Annotated in this window: 3 protein-coding genes; 2 read left to right on the top strand and 1 reads right to left on the bottom strand. The window is 37.7% G+C overall.

Going from position 1 to position 5,708, the window contains the following annotated elements:
- Positions 1 to 224 precede the first annotated feature (224 nt).
- Positions 225 to 1,976 carry an AAA-like domain-containing protein gene (locus tag MW688_RS22820; protein ID WP_486738318.1) on the bottom strand — a complete coding sequence of 584 codons (1,752 nt, stop codon included), beginning with the start codon at positions 1,974 to 1,976 and terminating at the stop codon, positions 225 to 227.
- Between the two features lie 137 nt (positions 1,977 to 2,113).
- Between MW688_RS22820 and MW688_RS22815 the strand changes: the two genes are divergently transcribed.
- Together MW688_RS22815 and MW688_RS22810 are read left to right on the top strand one after the other, a co-directional pair.
- On the top strand, positions 2,114 to 2,446 hold the full coding sequence (locus MW688_RS22815; protein ID WP_486738319.1) for an SPFH domain-containing protein: 333 nt from the start codon (positions 2,114 to 2,116) through the stop codon (positions 2,444 to 2,446).
- Between the two features lie 423 nt (positions 2,447 to 2,869).
- Positions 2,870 to 5,155 (top strand): AAA-like domain-containing protein, encoded by a 2,286-nt coding sequence (locus MW688_RS22810; protein WP_486738317.1) that lies wholly within the window; start codon positions 2,870 to 2,872, stop codon positions 5,153 to 5,155.
- Positions 5,156 to 5,708 lie beyond the last annotated feature (553 nt).

Below are 5,708 nucleotides of genomic sequence, written 5' to 3'. Positions count from 1 at the left end.
AGGCTTGCGCCCTTGAGCAAGGCTTGCGCCCTTGAGCAAGGCTTGCGCCCTTGAGTAAGGCTTGCGCTCTTGAGCAAGGCTTGCGCCCTTGAGTAAGGCTTGCGCTCTTAGTAGATAATCTTTTATACTCATCATGCAGGTGCAATTGATAAGTGATAAGAGCGATCGCCCAACCTACAATGTCTACGCCCTGAGATAATTCGGTGCGTTACTTGATATAACACCTACCCTAACTGGTCAGCAAAATACTCTTGATAAAGACGGCAACGAGATAGACAGTAACTCTGTTCTAATCTGACTAAACCCATACTTAACAATTTAAAAGTTACTTGAGGAGGTAATACTACCCCTTTTTTGCTGCTAACTACCTGCTTCATTCCTTGAGCAAGTTGAGGATATTGGCATAAGTTCCACAAATGCCGCCGTAGATGATCCGTGTATATAGATGATTCTGAATAGCGTTGAGTCAACAAATTGTTTATATTCAAATCTTGATAAGCTAAATGATACATAGTTAAACGTAGCAAATAAGGATGTCCCCCCACCAAATCAAGCAAAGCTGGCACTAAAAAGTTTAAATTCTCCAACTGATGCCTTTGAGCCAATTCTGCTACTTGTTGAGAGTTAAATTCAGGTAAATCTACAGGTAATCCCACATTAAAAGGGGATTTATTCATATCTAGGGGTATATATACCTCGGTGGAGTGAACAATAACTAATCGCAGTAATTGCCATAGGTTACCTGTTTTCCCCGCTTCATGAAGAGATCGCAGTAAACCCAAAAAGTCATTGGCAATCTCCGGCACTGTAAACACCAAGTCAACTTCGTCGATAGCTAGAGTTAGGGGGGAATGGAGTTGAGAGAGAATAAACTTTTCCCAATATGCTTTCACACATTGATTTGTACCAATAATCGCCGCTAGTTGCCAATGTTTTTCCCAAGCTTCCAAGTCTAGTAGGTTTAACTCATAGCTTAAACTGGCACAAAACCACTGTAAAAAGGTGTCAGAATTGAGCAGCACCTTTTGATTAGCTAATTGCAGGTTAAGGGTAACTACGCGATCGCCCTGTTCCTTGGCTTTTTGTACTATTCTTGCAAGCAATGAAGTTTTACCCATTTGTCTAGGGGCTTTGATTCGCAACAAAGCACCGGGATGAGTAATAGCTTCTAAAGCTCGACTCTCCAAAGGAGGGCGCTTGATATAAAAAGAGGAAGTCAACTCTACCTGCCCCTCAGGTAATTCTGGGAGGGCACTAGCTAAGGGTAAGCGATCGCTATACACTAAAGACCAGTGATAGGTTAGGGGATGTTGACTAGGAAAACTACTATATTTTTGCTGAATAATGCTAGTTAAATATTCAACTAACTGTTTTATCGGGGTTGTTTTTGTCCATTGCCAAAGTTGTATATTAGCTAAACAGCCATACAAATCATAGGGAATACTAGTCTCAGGAGACAAAGCTACACACAGAGGTAAAATAGCAATCTTCCCTTTACCAGTTTGATTCAGTTGTTGGGCTAACTGTAATTCAGCTAACACCACTTCTTTTAAAACAGTTTCTGGACTAAGAATTATCAGTAAATAGTCAACTTGATCTAAATTGCTGGGTATCTGACTATCAACTAAGGCTAATAACACTTGGTAGCCCGCTTTAGTTAACTCAGTGCTTAATTGTGGTGCTAGAATTGCGGGGGAGGAGCGATCGCTAATTAGAATAGTCAGAGAAGAAGATTGAATAGAAGGAGCGATTGTGGGAGATAAATCAGCTATTTCCTGCCAATTATAGCCGAGATGGTGACATATTTCTACAAAGTTAAGATAATCAACGGGCTTGCCGTTGAGAAAATTACTTACTGTTGATTGGGATAGTTCTAAATTTTCCGCTAAAAGTCTTTGGGAGGGAAAGCCATTTCTGAGTAAAGAGGCTTTAACCTTAGCAATACAGTCAACACGTAAATTTAAGGATCGAGGCATAAGCAAAAAAATTATAACTTAATCAGAAGTCAAAGAGAACTAAAATTACTCATTACCCAACTCACTCAGACACAACCTTTAATAGGACTATAGAGTTAAATATCTAGGAGTAAAGATGTTGTGAATCTAGCGATCGCATTCTAGCAGATCTTGACTTAGTCATTTATTGGAAAATCACAGATATCGAGAAATCTTGTTACAAAGTTGACAACTTACACGAAGCGATTCTCAACTTATTTGTCACCGAGTTGCGCGATGAAATGGCTAATCTAGAGTATGAATCTCTTTATACAGCACGTGGTTTACTCAATGATTTAATGGTACAAAGGTTAGATAGTGGTACAGAGTCTTGGGGGATAAAAATTACTAGAGTAGAATTAAGAGATTTTTCCGGCAAAGCTAATCTGCCGAAAAATCGAGAGATTAATCACTTACCCAAAAAATCTCTAGTTGATTCTTTGTTTGGTTAATATAACCGCTTTTATATCTAGTTAGGTACACAAGTTATCGCTTTAACTCATATCAAAGCTTGCACTCCTAAAAAAGTACTGAAATTCCCCAACAGGCGAGAATCAATTCTTTAACTCATTACTCATTACTCAACTACCATAAGTAACTTTTAGTAGAGATGCAAGTTCTGAGGTGTCCCTCATTAGTTCAAAAAACGCTTTTAAACATCAGGAAATGCTTCTTTTCTGTTTTTCCTCAAAAAAAAACACACACTTGATTAGGGTGCGAAGCGCGAAGCACGTAACGCACCATTTATTATTTAGGGTGGAAGATGTGAGAAAAACCTCTATTGCCGTAAATGTATTACGTATTTTTTTGTGGTATTCATAACCGGAAGCGAGTATTATTAGCACATTCGCCCATTATAAATTCTAAAAAATCCTATGTATCAAATTGGTGGTAGTTTACCTGTTAATGCTCCTAGTTATATAAGTAGATCAGCAGATAGCGAGTTATATCAATCTTTGCGGACAGGTAAATTTTGTTATATTCTTAATACCCGGCAAATGGGTAAATCTAGCTTACTAGTTAGAACCAAATATCGTTTAGAACAAGGGGGCTTGGCTTGTGCCCTCCTGGATTTATCTGATTTAAATTGTCAATCCATTGACCAGTGGTATGGTGGGTTAGCATATAAACTATTAACAGCTTTGGAGATTTTTGATACTGAAGAATTTATTAAGTGGTGGCAAAATAGAGAATCAATCCCACCTTTACAACGTTTGCAAGATTTAATTGAAAAAGTGGTATTAACTCATTTAGATAAGCACATGGTCATTTTTCTAGATGAGATTGATAGTATTTTAAGCTTACAGCAGCCTTTAGATGACTTCTTTTCCTTTATTCGTGCCTGCTATAACCAAAGAGCGAGTAATCAGATTTATCAGTATATTAGTTTTGTGCTAGTGGGAGTAGCTACTCCTTCGGATTTAATCCGGGATCCTACTAAAACCCCTTTTAATATTGGCTATGCTATTAAACTATGTGGTTTTACTTTCACAGAAGCTCAACCTCTATTAACAGGATTGGCAACAAAATTTAAACAACCTGAAGCTATATTACAGGAAATTCTCTATTGGACTAGTGGACAACCATTTTTAACTCAGAAAGTTTGTAACTTAGTTTATGAATCGGCAGAATCTAATCCCAGAGTTAGTGAGATTGTTAGTAGTAAGATTATTAAGAATTGGGAAGAACAAGATGAACCAGCACATCTACGCACCATTCGCGATCGCCTCCTCCGTAACCCTCAAAATACCGCTAGAATTTTAGAACTCTATCAACAAATTTTAACTGGCAGAATTTTGGCTGACGATAGTAGAGAACAAACTGAGTTAAAATTAGCGGGACTAATTACTAATCAAGATGGTTATTTAATTGTTGCTAATCCTATTTATAGTGCCGTATTTACTCATAATTGGTGTGAAAAAATTATTAATAATTTACGTCCCTATGGAGAAGCTTTAAAATCCTGGTTTGCTTCTGATTGTCAAGACCAATCCCGGTTGCTGCGTGGTCAAGCTTTAGTTGATGCTTTAGCTTGGGTAAATGGTAGAGACCTCAGTCACCATGACTATAAATTTCTTAGTGCTTCTCAAGAATTAGAAATTAGTACTGTTCAAGAACAAAAAAATTTGATAGAAAGTCTCTACTGTGAACAGGCTAAAAACCAATTGATTGAAAAAGAAATACGTGAAAAGCGCTTGAAATTAACTAATCTGAGTTTGATGATTACTTCAGGGTTCTTTGCAGTGATTGCTTTTTTAGTCGGGGTAATTTATATGAAGTTTAGCACGGAAAGAATGCAAAATAAGCTTAATCATCTAAGTTATTTATCTATATCTTTAGTTACGGAAAAACAAGAAGAACAAGCTTTAAGTAAGAGTTTAACCGCAGCAACTATTTATAGAAAAACTATTGGTTTAGATTCTCAGACTTATTTAAATGTGGCTTTGAGTTTACACTATTGTTTAGAAGCTTTGCAGCCTACTCCTTTACTAACTAGGGGAGAAAAACCAATTATCGCTCTTGGTTTTAGCCAAGATAGTCGCTATCTCAAGGTAATTGATGCTGAAAATCAAGTCCAAGTCTGGGAATTAAGTACCAACAATCATACCCTTGAGCAATTATTAACTAAAGTTGAGTTTTCTGACTGGCAATATACTAACCGTCACCTTTCACGCCTAAGTCTCATAGAATTTCATCCTCATTACCCAGAGATAGCCTTAGTTACTCCAGATAATCAGGTAAATCTTTCGAGTAGACACAATTCCAGGAAGATTAAGTTAAGCGATGATGGTGAAATAACTCAGATAGCTTTTAGTCAGTCACAACCTCTTCTCGCTGTAGCTACTACTCAGGATAAAATTAAGCTATGGAATCATAACCAGGGGGAATTAGTAGGGATTTTAAAACATCCCCAATTAACTCAATTCCAGATTAATCCTCTCTATCCTTTGTTGGTCACTGCTTCTGAAGATGGATTGGTCAAATTTTGGTATTTAGATGGCAGGTTATTACACACTATGGATACGAAAATTAATGGCTTGTCTGTAATTAGTTTTACTCCTGATGGTCATAAACTAGTTATGGGAGGCGATGGCGGTGAGTTATTGATTTGGAATTTAGATTTAGATTACTTGATTACCAGAGGGCGCAAGTATGACTGATAAGGGTAGGTTTTTAACATTTCGGTCACTGCTATAACCTACGCAGTACTGCTTGCTCCTTCTAATGTAATTCGGTGCGTTACGGGCTTCGCTGATTGAATAATATAGTGAGAGGCATTTATTAGTTATAGCAATGAGTAAGTAGATGTTTACAACTGTGATAAAAAGCCCCCCTTAGTAAAGGGGGGTTGGGGGGATCATTTATGTAAATATAGTTAACACTACAACGAGCACTGCTATAAATTGTTGGGTGTAGTGACCAAGGGCCCAACCTACAGGCTACCTTCTTACTCATTACTTCAAAACTCATTACTCATTATGTTGGGTTATCTCCCTGCCCAACCTACAAGCTACAGGCTTCTTACTCATTACTCATTACTTATTACTTCAAAACTCATCTAGGTGCGTTACGGGCTTCGCACGCTTCACACCCTACAACTACAACTACTTTTGTACTGTTGGGTGTAGTGACCAAGGGCCCAACCTACAGGTTACTGGCTTCTTACTCATTACTCATTACTTATTACTTCAAAACTCATCTAGGTGCGTTACG

It is taken from the genome of Johannesbaptistia floridana (genome assembly GCF_057440575.1).
Note: the sequence above shows the minus strand (reverse complement) of the source record. Positions and strands in the feature narration are given on the sequence as shown.